General features: G+C 39.2%; 22 protein-coding genes and 1 pseudogene. 11 read left to right on the top strand and 12 right to left on the bottom strand.

The annotated features are described in order from the left end of the window. Positions 1-355 precede the first annotated feature (355 nt). On the bottom strand, positions 356-1,375 hold the full coding sequence (locus tag BM211_RS14240; protein WP_035430550.1) for a cytochrome d ubiquinol oxidase subunit II: 1,020 nt from the start codon (positions 1,373-1,375) through the stop codon (positions 356-358). After that, positions 1,368-2,723, bottom strand: coding sequence for a cytochrome ubiquinol oxidase subunit I (locus BM211_RS14235; protein ID WP_035430548.1), 1,356 nt, complete (start codon positions 2,721-2,723; stop codon positions 1,368-1,370). Before BM211_RS14235 ends, BM211_RS14240 begins: the two co-directional genes overlap by 8 nt. 284 nt (positions 2,724-3,007) lie before the next feature. Here BM211_RS14235 and BM211_RS14230 point away from each other — a divergent pair, with 284 nt between their 5' ends. From BM211_RS14230 to BM211_RS14205, 6 genes are all read left to right on the top strand, one after another. Next, complete coding sequence (locus tag BM211_RS14230; protein WP_090998139.1) at positions 3,008-3,151, top strand: hypothetical protein; 144 nt, start codon at positions 3,008-3,010, stop codon at positions 3,149-3,151. Positions 3,152-3,420: 269 nt separating this feature from the next. Further along, the gene (locus tag BM211_RS14225) at positions 3,421-3,723 is read left to right on the top strand and encodes a PTS sugar transporter subunit IIB (RefSeq protein ID WP_035430546.1); all 303 of its coding nucleotides are present in this window, start codon (positions 3,421-3,423) and stop codon (positions 3,721-3,723) included. A gap of 14 nt (positions 3,724-3,737) precedes the next feature. After that, a complete protein-coding gene (celB, locus tag BM211_RS14220) occupies positions 3,738-5,042 on the top strand; it encodes a PTS cellobiose transporter subunit IIC (RefSeq protein ID WP_035430545.1) in 1,305 nt (434 codons plus the stop codon). Between the two features lie 6 nt (positions 5,043-5,048). Continuing rightward, positions 5,049-5,366, top strand: coding sequence for a PTS lactose/cellobiose transporter subunit IIA (locus BM211_RS14215; RefSeq protein WP_035430542.1), 318 nt, complete (start codon positions 5,049-5,051; stop codon positions 5,364-5,366). Positions 5,367-5,496: 130 nt separating this feature from the next. After that, positions 5,497-5,943, top strand: coding sequence for a LytTR family DNA-binding domain-containing protein (locus tag BM211_RS14210; RefSeq protein ID WP_035430541.1), 447 nt, complete (start codon positions 5,497-5,499; stop codon positions 5,941-5,943). A 4-nt stretch (positions 5,944-5,947) separates the two neighbouring features. Then, the gene (locus tag BM211_RS14205) at positions 5,948-6,352 is read left to right on the top strand and encodes a DUF3021 domain-containing protein (protein ID WP_035430540.1); all 405 of its coding nucleotides are present in this window, start codon (positions 5,948-5,950) and stop codon (positions 6,350-6,352) included. A 65-nt stretch (positions 6,353-6,417) separates the two neighbouring features. On the opposite strand, the gene speD is transcribed toward BM211_RS14205, so the two are convergent. Further along, positions 6,418-6,789: an adenosylmethionine decarboxylase gene (speD, locus tag BM211_RS14200; protein WP_035430539.1), complete on the bottom strand. Its 372-nt coding sequence runs from the start codon at positions 6,787-6,789 to the stop codon at positions 6,418-6,420. 23 nt (positions 6,790-6,812) lie between these two features. Continuing rightward, entirely contained in the window at positions 6,813-7,805 is a 993-nt protein-coding gene (locus BM211_RS14195) for a spermine/spermidine synthase domain-containing protein (protein WP_051957220.1), read from the bottom strand. A gap of 337 nt (positions 7,806-8,142) precedes the next feature. On the opposite strand from BM211_RS14195, the pseudogene BM211_RS14190 reads away from it, so the two are divergent. From BM211_RS14190 to chbG, 3 genes and pseudogenes are all read left to right on the top strand, one after another. Then, positions 8,143-8,229, top strand: a pseudogene (locus BM211_RS14190) (PTS lactose/cellobiose transporter subunit IIA); the annotation flags it as partial. A gap of 54 nt (positions 8,230-8,283) precedes the next feature. After that, the gene (locus BM211_RS14185) at positions 8,284-9,609 is read left to right on the top strand and encodes a 6-phospho-beta-glucosidase (protein ID WP_035430538.1); all 1,326 of its coding nucleotides are present in this window, start codon (positions 8,284-8,286) and stop codon (positions 9,607-9,609) included. Between the two features lie 114 nt (positions 9,610-9,723). After that, positions 9,724-10,428, top strand: coding sequence for a chitin disaccharide deacetylase (chbG, locus tag BM211_RS14180; protein ID WP_035430536.1), 705 nt, complete (start codon positions 9,724-9,726; stop codon positions 10,426-10,428). Positions 10,429-10,664: 236 nt separating this feature from the next. Here chbG and BM211_RS14175 read toward each other — a convergent pair whose 3' ends face one another. The 7 genes from BM211_RS14175 to BM211_RS14155 form a co-directional block, all read right to left on the bottom strand. Then, entirely contained in the window at positions 10,665-11,381 is a 717-nt protein-coding gene (locus tag BM211_RS14175; protein WP_141771645.1) for a hypothetical protein, read from the bottom strand. Positions 11,382-11,462: 81 nt separating this feature from the next. Further along, a complete protein-coding gene (locus BM211_RS14170) occupies positions 11,463-12,656 on the bottom strand; it encodes a chromate transporter (RefSeq protein WP_371261879.1) in 1,194 nt (397 codons plus the stop codon). 24 nt (positions 12,657-12,680) lie between these two features. Next, complete coding sequence (locus BM211_RS27160) at positions 12,681-12,989, bottom strand: hypothetical protein (RefSeq protein ID WP_256217109.1); 309 nt, start codon at positions 12,987-12,989, stop codon at positions 12,681-12,683. 13 nt (positions 12,990-13,002) lie between these two features. Next, positions 13,003-13,299 (bottom strand): HNH endonuclease, encoded by a 297-nt coding sequence (locus BM211_RS27155; protein ID WP_231559669.1) that lies wholly within the window; start codon positions 13,297-13,299, stop codon positions 13,003-13,005. Positions 13,300-13,390: 91 nt separating this feature from the next. Next, complete coding sequence (gene iscB / locus BM211_RS27150; protein WP_256217108.1) at positions 13,391-13,930, bottom strand: RNA-guided endonuclease IscB; 540 nt, start codon at positions 13,928-13,930, stop codon at positions 13,391-13,393. Positions 13,931-14,634: 704 nt separating this feature from the next. Further along, complete coding sequence (locus tag BM211_RS14160; protein WP_090998112.1) at positions 14,635-15,399, bottom strand: polysaccharide deacetylase family protein; 765 nt, start codon at positions 15,397-15,399, stop codon at positions 14,635-14,637. A gap of 152 nt (positions 15,400-15,551) precedes the next feature. Then, complete coding sequence (locus tag BM211_RS14155) at positions 15,552-16,622, bottom strand: glycosyltransferase family 4 protein (RefSeq protein ID WP_035430531.1); 1,071 nt, start codon at positions 16,620-16,622, stop codon at positions 15,552-15,554. Positions 16,623-17,053: 431 nt separating this feature from the next. On the opposite strand from BM211_RS14155, the gene galE reads away from it, so the two are divergent. Together galE and wecB are read left to right on the top strand one after the other, a co-directional pair. Next, entirely contained in the window at positions 17,054-18,040 is a 987-nt protein-coding gene (gene galE / locus BM211_RS14150; RefSeq protein ID WP_035430530.1) for a UDP-glucose 4-epimerase GalE, read from the top strand. 147 nt (positions 18,041-18,187) lie between these two features. Then, entirely contained in the window at positions 18,188-19,303 is a 1,116-nt protein-coding gene (gene wecB, locus BM211_RS14145) for a non-hydrolyzing UDP-N-acetylglucosamine 2-epimerase (protein ID WP_035430529.1), read from the top strand. A gap of 41 nt (positions 19,304-19,344) precedes the next feature. Here wecB and BM211_RS14140 read toward each other — a convergent pair whose 3' ends face one another. Beyond that, positions 19,345-20,535 carry an LCP family protein gene (locus BM211_RS14140; RefSeq protein WP_090998109.1) on the bottom strand — a complete coding sequence of 397 codons (1,191 nt, stop codon included), beginning with the start codon at positions 20,533-20,535 and terminating at the stop codon, positions 19,345-19,347. Positions 20,536-20,635: the final 100 nt, after the last annotated feature.

The raw sequence follows: 20,635 nt of genomic DNA, 5'->3' as shown, positions 1-20,635 counted from the left end.
TTTAGTTTGAACAAGAGTATTTCAACTTGTCCGAGACTTTCTACTTAATCATATTCAAATTGTTAATAGAAGGTATGAGGCATTACCCTAACTGTTGTAAATATGTGTGTTTAATACTTTAGGGAAAAGACATAGCATATAGGGGATTTTAAATGAAAATAGGCACATAGTCAGTATGTGCCTATTAGGTATTTATAAGAGAAAAGTGATTGCGTACATCTACCTAATTATCTTTTGGTAGGTAAATGCGGAGTGAAATCTACTCTTTATTTTGTGGTAGGTGATGTTTGACTAAGTATTTTGTTATGAGTATAGGTATTTGTGATGCTGTCTGTAATCGTCAGGTAGTTGAACGTCACTTTAAAAATGATCGATCTTTCAAAAATAAGTTCCAGAAGAAGATGAAGCCTGGTAGTAAAATTGCGATACCGATTGCATAAAGGACGAGCAGTGCATAAAATGTTTCTGTCGTTGTAAAGCTTGTGAACACGGTCACTTCTGGGTAAATGATATATGGAAGATGGGCAACGCCGTAAGCATAGCTTGCAAATCCATATTGGGCGACGACAGAAAGAACTGCAATACGCGGCCAACCTAGTATTCCTTGCCTGTTGTTTGTCCACCAAAGTGATGAATAGCCAATGGTAAAAAAGATAATTGAGATTGTAAACCATAGAATTTGTTTCATTAAACCTTCCATAAGCCAATGTGTTTCCGGTTCCGTGACGACAAGTGCGATGATAGCGGTGACAAGCGTTGCAGGACCGAGTAAGATGGCATTTCTTCGATATAGCCGGTATGTATCTTTAGAGCCTTGTTCGCTAGCAAAGTCGGCGAGAAAGAGGGCTGATAAAAAGAGTTCGGACGTTAAACCGAAGAGCATGTACCAATATACGACCGGGCTTGATAATAGCTTTCCGTATAGTAACGTTTCTTTCCCGTTAGCAGTCGTAATGAAAGCTCCTTCTGTTACAGGGAGAACTGTAATTAAGAGAGCTGGAATTAATAGACCCGTAATGCCTGAAATTGTGCGCAGCATATGCTCGTACTTTGGTACCGAGTAAGCAAATACCATAAAGGTACTGCGGATGGCAACGAGAATGAGAATTAAGGTAACAGGAACAAACATTGCTGTTGCAAGTGTAAATGCAGCCTTTGGGAAGAATCCGAGAAACGCTACAACGACAAAGACTAGAAATGTATTCGTAACTTCCCATGTTGGAGACAAGTAGCGATTCGCTAGCTTTCCAGCAAGTGTTGGATGCTTTGCGTACACCATCCCCCAAAAGCCAGCTCCGAAATCGATCGAGCCTAAAATACTGTATACAAAAATGACGGCCCAGAGAATGATAATAGCAATACTTGCTTCATGCATGTGAATCCCCCCTGTTCGATTGTAAGTCGTTCTTTAGTGGATGGCGCTTAAAGAACGTTCGTAAGACAAAGACAGTTAATGTGCCGAGCGCGATGTAAAGGACGACAAAGACGATAAATAATGGTCCGACAAAATCAGCGCGCGTAGCAGCATCTGTCGTCCGCTGAAATCCATAAATTGTCCAAGGTTGACGGCCGCTACAGCTGAAAATCCAGCCGAATTCAATGCCAAGAAGCATAATTGGACCACACGCCGCAACGGCCCACAGCATCCATTTCGGCAATTGTCCTCCTTTTTTTCTGTAAATGAAGTACCAATATCCAAGGGCAATTGCAGCGACGGCAAATGTGAATGTAGCTGTTCCAACCATTAAATCAAAGAATAAATGGGTGTAGAAAGGCGGCCACGTTTCTTTTGGAAATTCATTTAATCCTTTTACAACTGTATTTGGAGACAGGCCAACTAACATGCTCAGTAAGTTTGGAAATTCAATAGCGTATTTTAATTTGTTTGTTTCTGGGTCAAGTACGCCGCCAATAGCTAGCGGTGCATGTGATTGTGTTTGATATAAAGCTTCTGCTGCTGCTAATTTTTCTGGCGAGTGCTCATGAAGGGCAATCGCAGATTCATGTCCAGAGAGCCACATGATTGCACCTGCAATAAACGTGACGATTAGACCTAAATATAGTCCTTTTTTATGATAGGTAATCTCCTGTGCGCTTTTGTTTCGTTTTAATAATTTAAAACCGGCAATCGAAGCAATGACAGCAGCTCCTGTTGCATAAGCTGTAATGACAACGTGAATGGAGCTTGTGACAAAGCTTGGATTGAAAAAGGCTTTCCAAGGGTCGACATTGTAGACCGAGCCGTCTGCAGCCATTGAAAACCCGGCTGGTGTATTCATCCACGTATTTGCTGATGTGATAAGCACAGCAGATGCAGTTGCACCAAACATCACAAAAAAGAGCGATATTAATCGCATGAATGGTGGCAATTTATCAGCAGCATACACGTAAATGGACATGAATAATGCTTCTAGGAAGAAGGCGAAAATTTCAATTTGAAACGGGACGGAAATGACTTGTCCAACAATCTTCGCAAAGCCAGGCCAAAGCAAGGAAATTTGGACGCCTACAATTGTTCCTGTTGGAATGGCAACACCGAGAAGAATTGCAAATGCTTTCGTCCATCTTTTGGCCATTACAGAATAATCGGGGTCCTTTTTCCAGTGATATAACACTTCGCTTATAAAAATCATTAAAGAAAGTCCAATTCCTAGCGTTGCAAAAATAATATGGAAGGCTAACGATGATCCAAAGAAAGCGCGCGATAGTGTAACAGTATCCATATGTCTACTCCTCATCTTTTTTTACCATTATTTTCTTACCTTTATGGAAAATTTATTCGAAAAAGTGACAAAAAATATATATGTACTTGAGGAGGGATTATGATATTATAATGTTGAAATCTTCGGAAAAAAATAAAAAGAAGAATTTGAATTTTATAATTGTGCTTTGGAGAAAAATGGTTTATAATGCTTTATGCAAACATAAGTTCTGTTTTGTTTTTATAGACTAGAGGGTAATGTTCACTGGATTTAGTCGTATTCATGAAACGGAGGGAAAAGTTTTCATGTATCCAGAGGTCATTAAAAAAATGGCATTTTCGAAAGAGCATAAAGATTTATTGTTAAAGCTATATAATAAAGAAATTACAAGGCGTGAATATGATCGTCTCGTACAAACATTATATCGGCCCGCAAAAGAAAGCGTGTAGTGAAAGAATCATTTCATTACTATAGCAATAAAGGAAAAGAGGTAACCTGCCAAAGGTTACCTCTCTTTTGTATGGTGATGGATACTTGTTGTTAATTGAAATAGTAAGCCCTTCTTGCTAGAAGCTTCATTTCATGATAGAGAAAGTGAATTTAGTATAGAGAATTTTTGTTTATATGCTCGTCATATGAGAATTACCCTAGACATATATATAGGTTAGCTTAACCTTATGGGTAGCTGTAAAGAGCTGATGAGAAAGGGAGGGATCATATGAACATTTTGCTTTGCTGCGCTGCAGGGATGTCTACGAGTTTACTTGTTACAAAGATGGAGACAGCAGCAGAGGCGCAAGGGATAGAAGCAAGAATTTGGGCCGTATCCGGGGCGGAAGTGCGCAATCATATCGATGAAGCGGATGTGTTATTACTCGGCCCGCAAGTACGTTATCTATTACCGAAAATGCAGGAGCTTTGTAAAGAAAAAGGAATACCTGTTAATATCATTCAATCAGTGCACTACGGACTTTGTAATGGGGAAGCGGTGTTACAAGCAGCATTGTCAATGAAGGCATAAGGGGAGTGGAGAGGATGACGGGATTTTTAGAAAGATACGTTATGCCTGCAGCAGGAAGAATTGCTGAGCAGCGTCACTTACAAGCTGTTCGAGACGGAATTATTTTAACGATGCCTTTCTTAATTATCGGATCATTTTTCTTAATCATTAGTGCGTTGCCGATACCTGGGTATAATGAGTTTATGGCCAATTTATTTGGAGATGGTTGGCAGAAAACATTAGGGTATCCGGTAAGTGCTACGTTTAATATTATGTCTTTAATAGCCTCTTTTGGAATCGCTTACAGATTGGCGGAACAATATAAAGTAGATGCATTAGCGTCAGGGGCATTGTCGCTTGTGTCTTTTTTAGTAGCAACGCCATTTCAAGTTACTCATGTTGTAGAAACGACGAAGGAAAGTATTTTAGTAGAAGGGGTAATTCCAGCTGCACTTACAGGCAGTCAAGGTTTATTTGTGGCGATGATATTAGCACTTATATCTACAGAAATATACCGCGTTATTATACAGAGAAATATTGTGATTAAAATGCCTGAAACGGTACCACCAGCCGTGTCGCGTTCGTTTGTTGCACTCATTCCTGGTTTTGTCGTGATTACTTTCGTATGGATTATACGGTTAATTCTAGAACGTACTTCATTTGTGAGCGTTCATAATATTGTGGGACAATTGTTACAAGCGCCGCTTAGTGCACTTGGTGCTAGCTTATTTGGAGCTGTAGTTGCGATTATTCTTATTCAAGTATTGTGGGCGTGCGGGATTCACGGAGCAGCAATTGTTGGCGGAGTGATGGGACCAATTTGGCTCTCATTAATGGATCAAAACCGCGTCGCCTTTCAAGCTGGGCAGGGTGTGCCAAATACAATTACACAGCAATTCTTTGATTTATGGATTTATATGGGCGGTTCTGGGGCAACGCTCGCACTTGTTGTGGCGATGTTACTATTTGCACGAAGTCAGCAATTAAAAAGTTTAGGCCGACTATCTATTGGACCAGGTATTTTTAATATTAATGAGATGGTGACATTTGGAATGCCAATTGTGTTAAATCCCCTTCTTCTCATTCCATTTATTCTTGTTCCTCTTGTCCTAACAATTGTGACATACTTTGCGATGGAGTGGGGGGTTGTTGCACGGCCAAGCGGCGCAGCTGTACCGTGGACAACACCGATTCTGTTTAGCGGCTATTTAGCGACAGGAGGTAAGGTTTCAGGTGTTGTAATGCAGCTAGTAAACTTCTTCCTAGCTTTTTTTATCTATTTCCCATTCTTAAAAATGTGGGATAAGCAAAAGCTGGCAGAAGAAAGGGGGGAGCAATAGAGGGAAATGGATACGCTCGAGACAACGGCTTTTCATTTAATTTTACATGGAGGAAATGCGAGAAGCTCGGCGATGGAGGCAATTCAATTTGCGAAACAAGGAAAACTTTCCGAAGCGGACGGAAAATTGCAAGAGGCAGACAGCGAGTTAAAGGAAGCCCATCGCTTACAGACAGCGCTGATTCAACAAGAGGCCGGCGGCGAACGGGTCGAACTTACGTTACTGTTCGTTCACGCGCAGGATCACCTTATGAATGCTATAACAATGAAGGAATTAGCGAGTGAGTTTGTTGATTTATATAGGAAGATGTTAGATGGAAAATAGGCCTTGCGGATGCAAGGTCTTTTTCATGCACCGAAAACGACAAGTAAAACAAATAACGGAACCGCTTATGTACATATCTATTTATTTTTTCCACATTTATGTAAAAATAAAGTTGTAAGGGGGGGCTGAAATGAAGATTCATATTGATTTAGACCCAGCACATGAAGAACTAGAAATCGTGATAAGGACGAAAGAAATGACTGAAGATGTTCAGCACATTTTGAAAATATTAGAAGGGGGGACGATCAAGCAAATTGTTGGGATAGCAGATCAGCAGTTTTATTTACTAGAGTTTAAAGAAATATATTGGTTCTATTCGGAAGGCAGAAAGGTATTTGCCCAAACGACAAAAGGAAACCTTGAAGTAAAACACCGCTTGTATGAATTAGAGACCTCTCTGCAGCACGAAGGATTTGTGAGGTTCTCCAAATCAACAATTGCAAATATAAAGCATGTGAAAAGTTTTGAAATGTCGTTTAGTGGCAGCATGTGTGCCCATTTTTCAAACGGGATGAAAGAGTACGTTTCGCGAAAATATGTGCCGCTTATTAAAGAAGTTTTGAATATAGGAGGTTAGTAAGATGATGGATAGAATAGGTGCAAAGTTGGCAGCTGGTATGGGGATGGCGATGTTTTATAGCTTACTATTTTTAGGCATCGGTTATGCAAATGGGATGGAGACAATCGAGACAAGGACATTGTTAATTCAGCTTGTTGTCGCAAATATCATTGGGATCATTTTCTCCGTTGCTTCTTTTGTTTTTGAGAGGGAAGAGTGGAGCCTGTTAAAGCAAACAATGATTCATTTCATTATATTACTAGGAACATTTCTCCCAGTAGCAGTATGGATGGGATGGGTTCCTAGTCATGCAAGTGCCATTTTCATTTGTGTAGGAAGCTTTATTATTATTTACCTCGTGATATGGTTTGCAATGACAATGTATTGGAAGAAAAAGATTGAGGGTTTAAATAACCAAATTAAATAAGAAGGAGAATACAAAACACGCCGGGTATGGAAAGTACTTGGCGTGTTTTGTATGAATGTGATCGTTTAGTTAATAACTGTGATTTCGCCTAAGCCACGAATCAACCGTTTTATATACCATTGTTTCGGCTTGAATATAGGTAATATATAATCGATGGCTTGTTGCGGATCTACCTTTTTTCCGCACGTATAGCAGTCAATGGCTGCGAACTTTTTTTCTGGATACGTATGAATAGAGATGTGACTTTCCGATAGTAAAACTAATATTGTAACTCCAGATGGTTCGAATGTTATGGAGTCTACTGATAATATAGTTGCACCGCACACATTGGCTGCCGTGACTAAATGTTGTTGTAAGAATTCACAATCATTTAATAAGGCAGTGTCTATCCCCCACATATCTACTATTATATGTCTTCCAAATGTTGAATACTCCATGATACCTCCTGTTTTATATAAGACTAATATTCCATATCTTCTTGATAGCAACGGTGTAGTGTAAGTTTGTTCTCTGTGTTGATTACTGCATTTTTCTGTTCCTCTAAGAGGTCTTCTCTAAAGCGAAATAATAAAGCGAGGTTGTTTGGAAGTGTTCGATGAGGAACGGTTACGGGTAGTGGGTTTCTATTGCGCATAATAGAAGAAGAATTGGTCGCGATATGAAAGCCCCAATCGTTTCCGAAAGAAGGAACGATGGTATGATAACTTGCAACTGTTAATCCAGTACTGCGAATTGTTTGGCCTATGCTCCAATAGGTAAGCGGTGCATCTTCTGGTGAGTTAGATTGACAGACGAACGCGCCACCTTTCGTAAGGAAGCTAGATACAACAGAAAATAATTCTTTCGTATATAGCTGACTTAATGTCTCGGTTGCGGGGTCTGGGAAGTCGATAATAATCACGTCATATTTACGAGATTTTGTACGTAAAAATTTTCGAGCATCGTATGCATGGATTTTTACACGCTTATCGAAAAAAGCACCTTCATTTAATGCGACAATTTCAGGCACATTGGTTGCAATTTTGATAACTTCTTCATCCAAATCGACAAGATCGACGCGGCGAACCGTTTGATATTTTAAAACTTCTCTTAATGCAAGGCCATCACCGCCCCCTAAAATGAGAACAGATTTTGGAGAATCTACTAGCGCCATTGCAGGATGAACAAGTGCTTCATGATACAGCCGCTCGTCTACAGAGCTAAATTGTAATTGTTCATCAAGATACATTCTGACATCATTTACTTTTAGCACATCAACCTTCTGGTATTGACTCTTTCCTTGAAATAGAGCGGTATGTTTGTCTGCTAATATTTCTCCTAAACTTAGTTTGTCCCATATATCACCGTGGCTGTAACTTTGAGATGATGTTGAGTTTGATGTATTGCTGTTATATTTTTTACAACCTGAAGTAGATTCTTTCTTTTGATCTTGCTTCCGACAGTTTCTTGACATATTGAGCCCCTTTCTTTTATGTGAAATATATTTTGTAGGTTCATGTTAGTATATGTAAATTACCAGGGGAGAATTGGGTTATTTTCAATTTTGGGAGAATTTTTTTATAGAATAGATTCATAGAGAATTTTGTTCGGAAAAACTTTTTTTCTAAACGTATACAACTAGAGAACTAATCGCTGTATAAATTTCATGTAAATGTGTGTCAATAATGCGTTCTTTTTGTAACACATAGTCTTATTTCTAGTAATACAAAAGAAAAACGTGCAAAAAACATTGATAGAAGTTTTACTTTGTTACATTTGATTCTTTAATCATTATTACTCCGACAACGCCAGAAGAAGCAATTCAAGAAGCGCATCATTTTCAAACCAGGCTCATACAATCAGAAACAAGAGGAGAAAAAATAGAGATTACATTACTACACTGAATAAACTTTCAATTTATAAAAAATCGATTCGAAAGGAGAACGTGTAGCATGCGTGGAATAAAAATTACAACAATTGGCGGTGGCTCTAGTTATACACCAGAATTAATTGAAGGTTTTATTAAGCGCTATCATGAACTTCCTGTTCGTGAAATTTGGTTAGTTGATGTGGAAGAAGGAAAGGAAAAGTTAGAGATTGTTGGGAACTTAGCGAAGCGTATGGTGAAAAAGGCAGGAGTACCAATTGATATTCATCTGACATTAGATCGCCGCGAAGCGTTAAAAGATGCTGACTTTGTGACAACGCAGTTTCGCGTTGGATTATTAGAAGCACGCGGTAAAGATGAAGTCATTCCGCTAAAGTATGATGTAATCGGTCAGGAGACAAATGGTCCCGGCGGGTTATTTAAAGCTTTACGAACGATTCCTGTTATTTTGGCTATTTGTAAAGACATAGAAGAACTCTGCCCGAATGCATGGTTAATTAATTTTACAAATCCAGCGGGTATGGTAACAGAAGCTATTCTTCGCTACACGAACATTCAAAAGGTTGTTGGGTTATGCAACGTTCCGATTGGGATTCGTATGGAATTAGCGAAGATTCTCGATGTTGATTCAAGCCGTGTACATGTTGATTTTGCAGGATTAAATCATATGGTGTACGGATTAGATGTGTATGTAGATGGTGTAAGCGTCATGGACCGTGTGCTGGAACTCGTGACCGACCCAGAGAAACAAATGACGATGAAAAATATTGCAGCGCTTGATTGGGAACCGGATTTCATTCGCGCGCTTCGGGCAATTCCATGCCCATACCACCGTTATTACTACAAAACACGCGAAATGTTAGAAGAAGAAAAGCAAGCATCAATGGAAAATGGTACACGTGCAGAAGTGGTGAAAAAGCTAGAGAATGATCTGTTTGAACTATATAAAGATCCAAACTTAGACATTAAACCACCACAACTAGAAAAACGAGGCGGAGCATATTATAGCGATGCTGCCTGTAGTTTAATTACGTCTATTTATAACAATAAAGGTGACATTCAGCCTGTAAATACAAGAAATAACGGTGCAATCGCAAGTTTGCCAGCTGACTCCGCTGTTGAAGTAAACTGTGTGATTACAAAAAATGGCCCAAAACCGCTTGCGGTTGGGGACTTGCCAGTACCAGTTCGCGGGCTAGTACAACAAATTAAATCGTTTGAACGTGTAACAATTGAAGCTGCAGTAACAGGTGATTATCATAAGGCGCTGCTTGCGATGACGATTAATCCACTTGTTCCATCCGATAAAGTAGCAAAACAAATTTTAGATGAAATGCTAGACGCTCATAGAACATATCTTCCGCAATTTTTTAAAAAAGCGGAGAACTAAAAGCGGCGCTATGGAGCCCGCTTTTTCAGTTTGAATTATCTCTCTTTTTTTAGGTGAGCGAGCGTGATTTTTTGTTGGAAGTATCTGTTGAAGAATCATATAGGAGGGGATGTAATGATTCAATTAATTGTAAATGCAGATGACTTCGGTTTAACGCGAGGTGTAAATTACGGCATTGTTGACGCGCATGTGAATGGGCTTGTGAATTCTGCAACGATGATGATGAATATGCCAGGGGTAGAGCATGCCGTACAATTAGCGAAGGAATATAAGACGCTCGGGGTTGGTGTACATCTTGTCTTAACCGCGGGAAAACCGCTTCTTTCTGATGTACCTTCTCTTGTGAAAGAAGATGGTTCGTTTCATTCACAAAGTACGGTGTGGGGAGGAAATATAGATTCATATGATGTTGAGAAGGAATGGACTGCACAAATTGAAAAGTTTCTATCATATGGTTTAACACCGACGCACCTTGATAGCCATCATCATGTACATGCACTGCCAATTTTGCATGATGTCTTAGAGCGATTGGCAGCGAAATATCATCTTCCAGTGCGCCGCTGTGAACAAGAACGTGCGATATGTCCATTTTCTGATGTGTTTTTGCACGATTTTTACGGAGATGGTGTAACGGACGACTACTTTATGACTTTGCAAGAGCGTGTAGCGGACGGAGCGACAGTTGAAATCATGGTACATCCAGCTTATGTAGATGCAGAGTTGATGAAATGTTCGTCTTATGTGATGAAGCGTGTTGAAGAGTTGCGTATTTTAACAGAGAGCAAGCTTCCGAGCGGGGTGGAGCTTGTGAAGTTTTAGAAATAGAGCTGACCAAAAAGTCTACTTTTGATTCAGCTCCAGCGAATGGACGATTCGTGTGTCGAACGTTGTCGAAGGGTCTTTAAATCGTGTCGAAGCGCCGATATATTTGAAAAAGCGCTGATAAATGTATCATTTGCGCCGATATATTGCGAAAAGCGCTGATATATTTGGTGGACATGTGAAAGGAGCGCATTCAAAAGGTACTTATGTGCCCGTTGAGTGCGCTCCTATTATTATTTCGTCCAAAGTTTGACCAGTTCTAAGTCGCTAGCTGAATATTCCCTTTCTCCATAACGAACTTTTTCATAGATCGGTATAATATTTGCTGGTTTATTCAGCCTTGATAGCCACTGCTGCACGGTCTCATATGGTTTTCTTCTATTATGTTTAGGTAGGGTTTTTTCCCATTTTATAAGTGCTTGTCGGATTTCATTGTGAATCGAATGGATGTCATTGCTATGTTCATCTGCTATCGGAGTAGTTTCTGTGTTGACTTGTTGTTTAGGACGTAAGGTAGGGTAGGATTCGGTTGGTTTTTTCTTTTTGAAATATAGGAAAGCAAGAATGATAGTTGCGGTGATAATTAAGGTAGTTAGCCATGATTTTTTGTTATTTTTAATGCTTTCATTGATGGTACCTAAAATCTTAACTTTCCATGACATTTGAATCGGTTGACCTTCTAGTTTCTCATTGTCGTCTTTAATTTCATATGCTTCATCACTTGGAATACCTGGTGGCTTCCCATTCCAATCCGCTTCATAGTTATAGTAATGCCCCCAACCTATAAATTTTCTAAATTCCTGTTGTGTAAACAAAGAAAATGTAGATAGTCCGGATGAAATGATTACAAACATCACAACAATTATCGTGCGAGAGAACCAGAGCCGATTTTTAGGCATGCGCAATGCAACTCCTGTTTCTAAATTTGTTTGTTCTATAAATCGTAACATAATTTGCAGGAATAATAAATTGAATATTCAAAAAATAATAGTGAAATCCTCCAAAGTGTGAGGAGGATGTAAGGTTAGCTTTTATAGTACCGACAAAATCATCCCGCTGATTGCACCAATTATCACAATGATCCACGGCGGCATTTTCCAAAAGGAAAGCATCGTAAATAAGAGTAATGCGACAATGAAATCAGCTGGCTGCATAACCGTGCTTGTCCAAATGGGATGATAGAAAGCGGCGAGTAAAATGCCGACAACCGCTGCATTTATTCCAAACATAGCTCCTTGTATGTACGGTTTGCGGCGCAGCGCATCCCAAAATGGCAATACGCCGACAACAAGTAAGAAGGCAGGAAGGAAAATGGCGATTGTCGCAATCGTTGCCCCGGCGGCGCCGTTCATAATAGCCCCGATATAAGCGGCAAATGTAAATAATGGTCCGGGCACAGCTTGCGTCATTCCATAGCCAGCGAGAAATTGTTCTTTCGTTATATAGCCGTTTGACACAAATTCATTTTCTAAGAGCGGAAGAACGACATGACCGCCGCCAAAGACGAGAGAACCAGAGCGATAGAAACTATCAAACATAGCAATCCAGTGCGAGAAAGGGCGTAATATCGGTAATAGTATGAATAAGAGAAAAAATAAAGATAGGCATAGCGCTGCGACTTTACGAGAGATAGAAATCGATATTTCTGTTTTAGCCGTGATTGTGTGCTCTCTGTATAAGAGCCAGCCAACGATGCCTGCGCATAGAATCACAATGATTTGTATCCAAACTGTTTGGAATAATAGAACGGTAGCCGCGGCGATGACTGCAATCGTTACGCGGTTCCGGTCTGGGGTTAGCTTTTGTGCCATTCCCCATAATGCATGAGCGACAATCGCTACGGCTACTAGCTTTAGGCCGTGAATCCATCCTGCGTGTGCAATATCGATCTGCTGTAGTAATGAAGCAAACAGGACGAGCGCAAGAACAGAAGGGAGCGTAAATCCAAGCCAAGAAACAATCGCTCCAAGTATACCGCCTCGTGATAACCCAATTCCGATTCCAACTTGACTGCTAGCAGGACCAGGAAGAAATTGGCAAAGAGCTACCAAATCAGCGTAGCTTCTTTCATCTATCCATTTTCGCTTTTGGACGTATTCGTTATGAAAATAGCCAAGATGTGCAACAGGTCCTCCAAAGGAAGTAAGCCCAAGTTTCGTGGAGACGAGAAAGATTTCTGTTAATATTTGCAAATGCTTTGTAATACTTTGTTTAGAGTTCATCATATTTCGGCGAGGAGACCCCGACTTCTAAGCGAAAGCGTAAGTCGGGGACGAATCGCTTTCTCTCCTTTCGATGAGTAAAGTATCGGTATATTCGACTCGTTTCAATTTTTTTACACTTGCGGACGCATGAATTTTGCTTCCGTCTAACAGTCTTAAGTCAAAATACCCTGTTTTTCGTCTTCCGAAAATAAAGCACTCTTGCCCTTCGTAGACCACTTTGTCAAATAGCTGAAACCCTTTTACGTATCGTTCTGCCTTATTCGATTTGCGCTTCCCGCCTTTCCCAATCGTTGCTTTATACAACTGACGGTTGTTCTTGCGAACGAATTTCATGAGATACACTGCATCAATAGGTTTCGCTACTGGATAACCACTCACGCATCGCGCATCGACGATGTGTGATGCGTGTATGCTTCGTGAGATATCCGTATGTCAACTGGGCATGGGGATAGATTTCTTTGATTCCGTTATAGATAAACCATCGCATCACGGTCATCTGAGAGGCATCTCGCAATGATTTGCTTTTCCGCTTAATGGTATGTTCTAATCCTTTTCGATGAATTTCATTATGACACGTTTCGCACAGTGTAATCAAATTATCAGGACGATCTCCGCCTGTTTTCCGACTTTCAATGTGATGCACATTAAGGATTTTGTCTTTCTTCTTTCCTTTACAGCGCTGACACGTGTGACGATCGCGAAACAAGACATATTCTCTAGTATTCTCTAGTGTTCTAAAACCCCATTTGTTCGCCTTGTTGATATTGCTCTCCTTGAATATCGGGGTTTTTCAGCAGTTGTGTGTCAAATTGAGCAACTTCCACTGTTAGTTTGGTAACAGGAAGGATGTCATGTACAAGGCTTACGATTTTGAGATGAGAATTGACTTTATGTTGTACCGAAGGGGCTAACCAACCTTTTGGTTTCTTACGGTTTAAAAACCTTGCCTTTCGGTAGCGTGTTGTACGGTTTCTTCTCGCTTTTCGAAACTGGGAACGAGTCGTCAGTAATTCTTGGATATCGGTACGAAGCTGTACATTTGCTTCGAATAGAACCTTTTGTTCTGTTGGCGCAGAAACACCAATGTGTTTTGTTCCTGCGTCAATTCCTAAGGAAACAGATTGTTTGTATCCACTGCTCCCATAGAGTAATTGAATGGTAAATGGTGTTCGTTTGATTACCTTTGCTTTTCGTTCCTGTAATAAGCGCCTTGCTTTTCTTGGCGAACATGGCATGACAGGTTCATCGTGTTTGTTTCTTACGTATACGAACAAAACGTATACCTCCTTTTTTGGAGTGTGTGCCTCATACCCAATGTTGGAAAGGCTTGTTAGGTCTACAGCACCGCTCCTACCCATCAGAGCTTTTAACCATAGACGACAGGGCTGCGGACTTGAGGAGTATCCACAGGTGTCATGACCAAACCAACGTAGTTCGCGAAAGACTGAGGGTAGTCAACAAAGGCCTTTGCAAGCCTCCACTTCAAACCGCATCAGCGGGTAAGTGGCGGGTTATTGGCAGTGATAGAAGTCACCTTTTTCTTGAATAAAGTTTTTTATAAATTTTATGTATGGCCAGACGCTTTCGCCCCTCCAAAAAGGGAATGTTGTTTTTATCATATCGAATCTATGTAAATAAGGAAATGGCGAGAATGTTATGAATATGTAAAATTGCATAATTGAGAAGTGGTTTTTTATGGTACAGTGAATTTGTAAGAAGATAGCCTCCTAACTATCTTTGATCTAACGGATAATAGCTCTACAAAATTACTTGTCATTGAGAAAGAACAAAAGAAATCTCTTCATTGAGGATTCCTTTGTTCTTTCTCTTTTTTCTTTGTTTTCACATGGCTCGGCCGTTCTTTGCAATATATCGGCGCTTCGACACAATATAAAGACCCTTCGGTAATATTCGACATACAAGTAGTCGATTCAAAGTGAAAGGAGCTAACTAAAAAGTAGACTTTTTAGTTAGCTCCTTATAATCTTGCGTCCTTCCAAAAATTCACTTCTAAATGAGAGGAAGGGTTGTAAGGGAGAAGTGTATATCCTTGTGAATGAAGATAGTCAATGATTTTTGGTAAGATTTGTACGGTAACGTTTGAATCATGCATTAAAATGACTTCGATTGAATTATCACTTTGATTCATTACTCGTTCCAATACGGCAAATGGATTATGTGCGCTTTTCCAATCGTATGTATCGATTGTCCAATCCCACATTTTATAGTGAGAGGAAACGAGAGCGTCGCGATAATTTTTCTTTAAATAGGGCATACTGCCATAAGGAACGCGAACAAGATGTGTGTCAATTCCAGTAATCATCCGAACAATTTTCCGGGCCTGTTCCATTTCAGAAACTAAAATAGAGGGATCACCATTATAAAGGGATTTTGCATTGTGAGACATACTATGTAATCCTAAATAATGACCTTCTTGAATGACTCGTTTTGTTGTTTGAGGATAACGAGAGACGCGTCCACCGATAACAAAGAAGGTTGCTTTTCCGTTTTTTTGCTTTAAAATGTTTAAAATTTGTGATGTGTATTTGTTTGGTCCATCATCGAATGTTAAATAAGCTACTTTTGTTTGCGAAGCAGCGGTATATTGATGGAGCGGTTGTGTTTCAGAATGAGAGATAGGGCGATTCTCATGTGAAGGTACAACGGCACCCTGCATAGGTGATAGAAAACAAAAGATGATAGTCGAAAACAAACAAAGAAGTAAAAATGTTCGCTTAATCATGATAATCACCCTAATTTGAAGATTGTACTGTTATCTTGCTCCAAGGTGGACCTTCTCAAACGAACTATATTTTGGAAAACAAAAAAACAGGAAATTTCTTTAAAGAAATTTTCCTGTTTGTATATTTTTACGTTGTATTGGTTATGCTATTTTTATTCTTCACGTCTTTTTACTTTTTTATAGATTGAAATAATTGGTTTATAGCGATCGTGTACAAGACCGATAATTTCTGCCACAATTTCAGTAATTAAAATAAGCAGGAATAGAAGAACAATTGAGAGCCATAATGTTGCTTTTGAGAAAATAATGGCATTTACACTAAAGAAAATACCAAATGCATAAATAATTAGCACCGTTGTTCGATGAGAGAACCCTATTGCCAGTAAGCGGTGATGCAAATGCGATTTATCTGGTGCTGAAATAGGTTTCTTATTTACAACACGGCGAATAATCGCAAATGTTGTATCAAAGATTGGTACCCCTAAAATAATGATTGGAACGATAAAGCTAAATAATGTTACGCTTTTGTATAGTCCGAGTAGTGACAGCACCGCAATGCAATATCCTAAAAACAGTGCCCCCGTATCTCCCATAAAGATTTTCGCTGGATGGAAGTTATAGAATAAAAATCCAATTGTACTTGCTAATACGATAAGTGCAAGCGGTAAAATAATTGCACTACCGGCACCAGTCACGCTAGTAGCAGCCATGTAAGCTAATGTTGCAAGAACAATGGAAGAAATGCCAGCTGATAATCCGTCAAGTCCGTCAATTAAATTAATAGCATTCGTAATACCGACAATCCAAAAGACTGTAATTGGATAAGATAGCCATCCAAGTTCAGTGTCTCCTAAGATTGGAATGTAAAGCACTGGTATTTGTAAGTTTTTCACGATTAACAAAGCGACTAAAAGTTGTCCACCGAATTTTACTTTTGCAGATAATTCATACATATCATCTAAAATTCCAATGATAATGATGATGACAGCACCTATACTAATCGATACGATACGCTGTTCATACAAGCCGCTAACAAAGCACCCTATAGCAACTCCGATAAAGATTGCCAGTCCGCCAAGACGCGGCATAATGTTCTGGTGTACTTTACGAGCATTTGGCTTGTCTGTTGCCCCGATCTTAAAGGCTAACTTAATTACGAAAGGGGTAGCGATCAGTACGGTAATGAACGATGCCAAAACTGCATAAATAATTCGTGAGTCCATTAATACCCCACCTTTTATATTTTAACGTATTGAAATCTCTTTTTTACTTTAAAATTCAATATAAGTTTTTGGCTCATAACATATGGTATCACAAAAAGAATGGAATTCAATCTTTTTTTCGCATGACTTTAAATTGTAATATCTGAAATATATGACATTTTAAAAGCGAATTATAAGATGAAAATTAATCTTAATATGGATGTTTTACAGAAAAATATGTATGTTTCTTATGCGAGGATGATGTGGGGTGGTATATAATGGTTATGGTAGAACTGCGTTGTGTAAATATATACGTTGAGAGAATAGCGGAATACAGGTGAATGCTTTTTTCTTGTTATAAGCTATTAGGAGAAAGTTGATTTTGCAGCTAGGAATTGCTTTATAATAATTATGGAGCTATAGATAATATATTTTTTATAGGGGGAGAAACCATGATTTTAGTCGTTGGCGGAGCAGGGTATATTGGAAGTCATACAGTAAAACAATTGTTAGACCAAAAATTTGAAGTGGTCGTATTAGATAACTTATCAACTGGTCATCGTGAAAGTGTTGATGAGAGAGCGATCTTAGAAGTAGGAGATTTAAGTAACGCAGCAGATTTGGATCGTGTATTTGGTAACTACTCTATTGATGCTGTTATGCATTTTGCGGCAAATAGTCTTGTTGGTGAATCTGTTTCCAATCCGTTGAAATATTATAAAAACAACGTATCGGCAACGATGACGTTGCTAGAGAAAATGATGGAGCATGGCGTAACATCATTTATTTTCTCTTCAACAGCGGCAACGTACGGAATTCCAGAAACAGATATGATTACAGAAAAGACGGCAACAAATCCAATTAATACATACGGACGCACTAAATTAATGGTTGAGCATATTTTACAAGATTTTCATGCCGCTTATGGCCTGAAATATGTTGTACTTCGCTACTTTAATGCAGCGGGAGCCCATGTATCAGGAACAATTGGTGAAGATCATACGCCAGAGACACATTTAATTCCGCTTGTACTTCAGCATTTATTAGGAAAACGTGAATCGATTGCTGTTTTTGGTACAGATTATGATACACATGACGGTACTTGTATTCGCGATTATATTCATGTGACAGACTTAGCGGAGGCGCACATTTTAGCGCTGCAAAGTTTACAAAATGAGCAAAAATCAAATGAAGTATACAACTTAGGGAACGGAAAAGGATTTTCTGTTAAAGAAGTGATTGAAACGTGTGAACGTGTAACGGAGAAGAAAGCAAATGTGATTAGCGCGGAGCGCCGCGCTGGAGATCCTGCAAGGCTTATCGCTTCATCAGAAAAGATTTATAATGAATTAGGTTGGAAGGCAAAATATTCGCTTGAAGAAATGATTCAAACAGCTTGGGAATGGCATACATCCCATCCGGACGGATATAGTAAGTAAAAACAAGTCAGCTGCTTCCTTGTAGCTGACTTGTTTTTATATATCTTTTAGAAAATATTTCCTTTTGACATTATGGATTCTCATATATAATAACAAGTGTTGTCGTATATGACGAATCGAGAAACTGAAAGAAGAGAGGAATTGAATATGACAGAACGCATTAAAGTAATGACGATTTTTGGAACGCGTCCGGAAGCTATCAAAATGGCCCCTCTCGTGTTGGAATTGCAAAAACATTCACAGCAAATTGAGCCTATTGTGACTGTAACAGCACAACATCGTCAAATGTTGGATCAAGTGTTAGACATTTTTGGTATTAAGCCAAATTATGATTTAAATATTATGAAAGACCGTCAAACGTTAATTGATATTACAACCCGTGGTTTAGAAGGTTTAGATAAAATCATGAAAGAAGCGAAACCAGATATCGTTCTTGTACATGGTGATACAACGACGACATTTATTGCAAGTCTCGCTGCTTTTTATAATCAAATTCCAATTGGTCATGTGGAAGCTGGCCTTCGTACATGGGATAAATATTCTCCATATCCAGAAGAAATGAACCGTCAATTAACGGGTGTAATGGCAGATCTTCATTTTGCACCAACAGCGAAGTCTGCAACGAACTTACAACAAGAGAACAAAAAAGAGGTAAACATTTTCATTACAGGAAATACAGCAATTGATGCGTTAAAAACGACAGTGAAAGAATCGTATACGCATCCGGTGTTAGAGAAAGTTGGAGATAGCCGCCTCGTTCTCATGACAGCTCATCGCCGTGAAAATTTAGGTGAGCCGATGCGTAATATGTTCCGTGCTATTAAACGTCTTGTTGAAACTCATGAAGACGTGCAAGTAGTATATCCGGTACATATGAATCCTGTTGTTCGTGAAATTGCAGGAGAAATTTTAGGGGAGCATGATCGTATTCATTTAATTGAACCGCTTGATGTTATTGACTTCCATAACTTTGCAGCTCGCTCATACTTAATGTTAACGGATTCTGGCGGTGTGCAAGAAGAAGCGCCATCACTTGGTGTGCCGGTTCTTGTTCTGCGTGATACTACAGAGCGTCCAGAAGGTATTGAGGCTGGTACATTAAAGCTTGCTGGTACAGATGAAGAGACGATTTTCAACTTAGCAAATGAGTTATTATCAGATAAAGAAGCTCACAGTGCAATGGCAAAAGCATCGAATCCATACGGTGATGGTCAGGCGTCAGGGCGTATTGTGAAGGCGATTGTAGAATACTTTAATAAATAAGATGAAAAACAGCTGTCCCTAAAAAGGAGACAGCTGTTTTTTTAATGTCCAGACATTTGCCATTCTTCATCTGATTGCTGATTGGATGAAGGTGTCTTTTGTGTATTGGAATTATGATTCGGTTTAGCTGGTTCTTGCTTTTCAGCTTGTGTATTCGAATTTTGATCATGTTTAGCTGGTTCTTGTTTTTCTTGCTCTGTATTTTGGCCGTTCGTTGGTTTAGCCGGTTCTTTTGTTTCAGGTTGTTCTTGCGTACCTGACGAAGAATCTGGTATTTCTAAGTTTTGATTAAAGGTATGGCGAACTTCTTGAATGTTTATTTCGTTTGGAACGAAATAATAAATTCCATCGATTTTCTTATCTTCGCCTTCTAGTTTTAACGTTTGAATGCTAGATGCATCAAAACCAGAGAATTTTTTATAGAGTGCAAGGCCATCAGATACAGGTATGTCTGTTTTGATATATTTCCCGATTGCTTTTGCAAGATCGTTTATTTTAAATACGGTAGTAGGTGAGTTTAATTCATGTACGACCGCCGCAAGTACTTGACGTTGACGAGCTGCACGTCCAAAATCACCATTTGGATCTTGCTTTCTCATTCGAACATAAGCTAATGCTTCTTCTCCGTTTAAATGCTGTTGTCCTTTTTTAAACTCAATCTTTTTGTAATAGTTCACATCAGATCGTTCCCAAAAATCAAATGGAACATCAACTGTAACGCCGCCAACAGCATCGACGATACCTTTAAATCCTTTAAAGTCCAGTTTTATATAGTGATCCACAGGCACTTTTAGAAAGTTTTCGACTGTTTCTCTTGTCATTTTTTCTCCGCCATAGGCATGAGCTGCGTTTATCTTATCTTTTTTATCACGCCCTGCAATTGTCACACGTGAATCGCGCGGGATACTCATTAAAGATACTTTTTGTGAATTTGGATTAATTGTTGCAAACATTAAGGAATCAGTTCGTCCATTTTCGCCACCTGTTGCATAATCTTCAATTCCCATAATTAAAAGACTAAATGGTTTTTTCGTAATTTCTACATCTTCTGTACGGAGTTTCGATTTATCGTGCTGCATACCGCTATAAATTCCCATTAAAGAAGAATAGGAATTATAAGCATAAACTCCTCCACCTCCGATAAGGAGGGCGAAAATAAGGAATATGAAACCTTTACGTCTTCTTTTCTTTTTTGTTCTTCGATTTTGGAGATGATGATAACGATCTTCCATAAATAATCTCCTTTAAGTGTAAATTAGTGTTGTACTATATAAATCCAAATTGACTTTCCAACATACAAGTCACGGCCATGTTGGGCAAAAAGTACCCCGC

Origin of the sequence: Bacillus sp. 491mf (assembly GCF_900112415.1) — a bacterium.
Classification (GTDB): domain Bacteria; phylum Bacillota; class Bacilli; order Bacillales; family Bacillaceae_G; genus Bacillus_A.
This window is presented reverse-complemented; position numbering and strand designations above follow the sequence as displayed.

Coding starts and splice junctions, on each gene's coding strand:
- BM211_RS27160 (WP_256217109.1), bottom strand. CDS start 12,989: ATGAAATTCGTTCGCAAGAACAACCGTCAGTTGTATAAAGCAACGATT.
- galE (WP_035430530.1), top strand. CDS start 17,054: ATGATTTTAGTCGTTGGCGGAGCAGGGTATATTGGAAGTCATACAGTA.
- BM211_RS14185 (WP_035430538.1), top strand. CDS start 8,284: ATGCGTGGAATAAAAATTACAACAATTGGCGGTGGCTCTAGTTATACA.
- BM211_RS14235 (WP_035430548.1), bottom strand. CDS start 2,723: ATGGATACTGTTACACTATCGCGCGCTTTCTTTGGATCATCGTTAGCC.
- BM211_RS14140 (WP_090998109.1), bottom strand. CDS start 20,535: ATGGAAGATCGTTATCATCATCTCCAAAATCGAAGAACAAAAAAGAAA.
- BM211_RS14240 (WP_035430550.1), bottom strand. CDS start 1,375: ATGCATGAAGCAAGTATTGCTATTATCATTCTCTGGGCCGTCATTTTT.
- celB (WP_035430545.1), top strand. CDS start 3,738: ATGACGGGATTTTTAGAAAGATACGTTATGCCTGCAGCAGGAAGAATT.
- BM211_RS14215 (WP_035430542.1), top strand. CDS start 5,049: ATGGATACGCTCGAGACAACGGCTTTTCATTTAATTTTACATGGAGGA.
- BM211_RS14170 (WP_371261879.1), bottom strand. CDS start 12,656: ATGATGAACTCTAAACAAAGTATTACAAAGCATTTGCAAATATTAACA.
- BM211_RS14205 (WP_035430540.1), top strand. CDS start 5,948: ATGATGGATAGAATAGGTGCAAAGTTGGCAGCTGGTATGGGGATGGCG.
- BM211_RS14195 (WP_051957220.1), bottom strand. CDS start 7,805: ATGTCAAGAAACTGTCGGAAGCAAGATCAAAAGAAAGAATCTACTTCA.
- BM211_RS14160 (WP_090998112.1), bottom strand. CDS start 15,399: ATGATTAAGCGAACATTTTTACTTCTTTGTTTGTTTTCGACTATCATC.
- BM211_RS14210 (WP_035430541.1), top strand. CDS start 5,497: ATGAAGATTCATATTGATTTAGACCCAGCACATGAAGAACTAGAAATC.
- BM211_RS14155 (WP_035430531.1), bottom strand. CDS start 16,622: ATGGACTCACGAATTATTTATGCAGTTTTGGCATCGTTCATTACCGTA.
- wecB (WP_035430529.1), top strand. CDS start 18,188: ATGACAGAACGCATTAAAGTAATGACGATTTTTGGAACGCGTCCGGAA.
- chbG (WP_035430536.1), top strand. CDS start 9,724: ATGATTCAATTAATTGTAAATGCAGATGACTTCGGTTTAACGCGAGGT.
- speD (WP_035430539.1), bottom strand. CDS start 6,789: ATGGAGTATTCAACATTTGGAAGACATATAATAGTAGATATGTGGGGG.
- BM211_RS14175 (WP_141771645.1), bottom strand. CDS start 11,381: ATGTTACGATTTATAGAACAAACAAATTTAGAAACAGGAGTTGCATTG.
- BM211_RS14225 (WP_035430546.1), top strand. CDS start 3,421: ATGAACATTTTGCTTTGCTGCGCTGCAGGGATGTCTACGAGTTTACTT.
- BM211_RS14230 (WP_090998139.1), top strand. CDS start 3,008: ATGTATCCAGAGGTCATTAAAAAAATGGCATTTTCGAAAGAGCATAAA.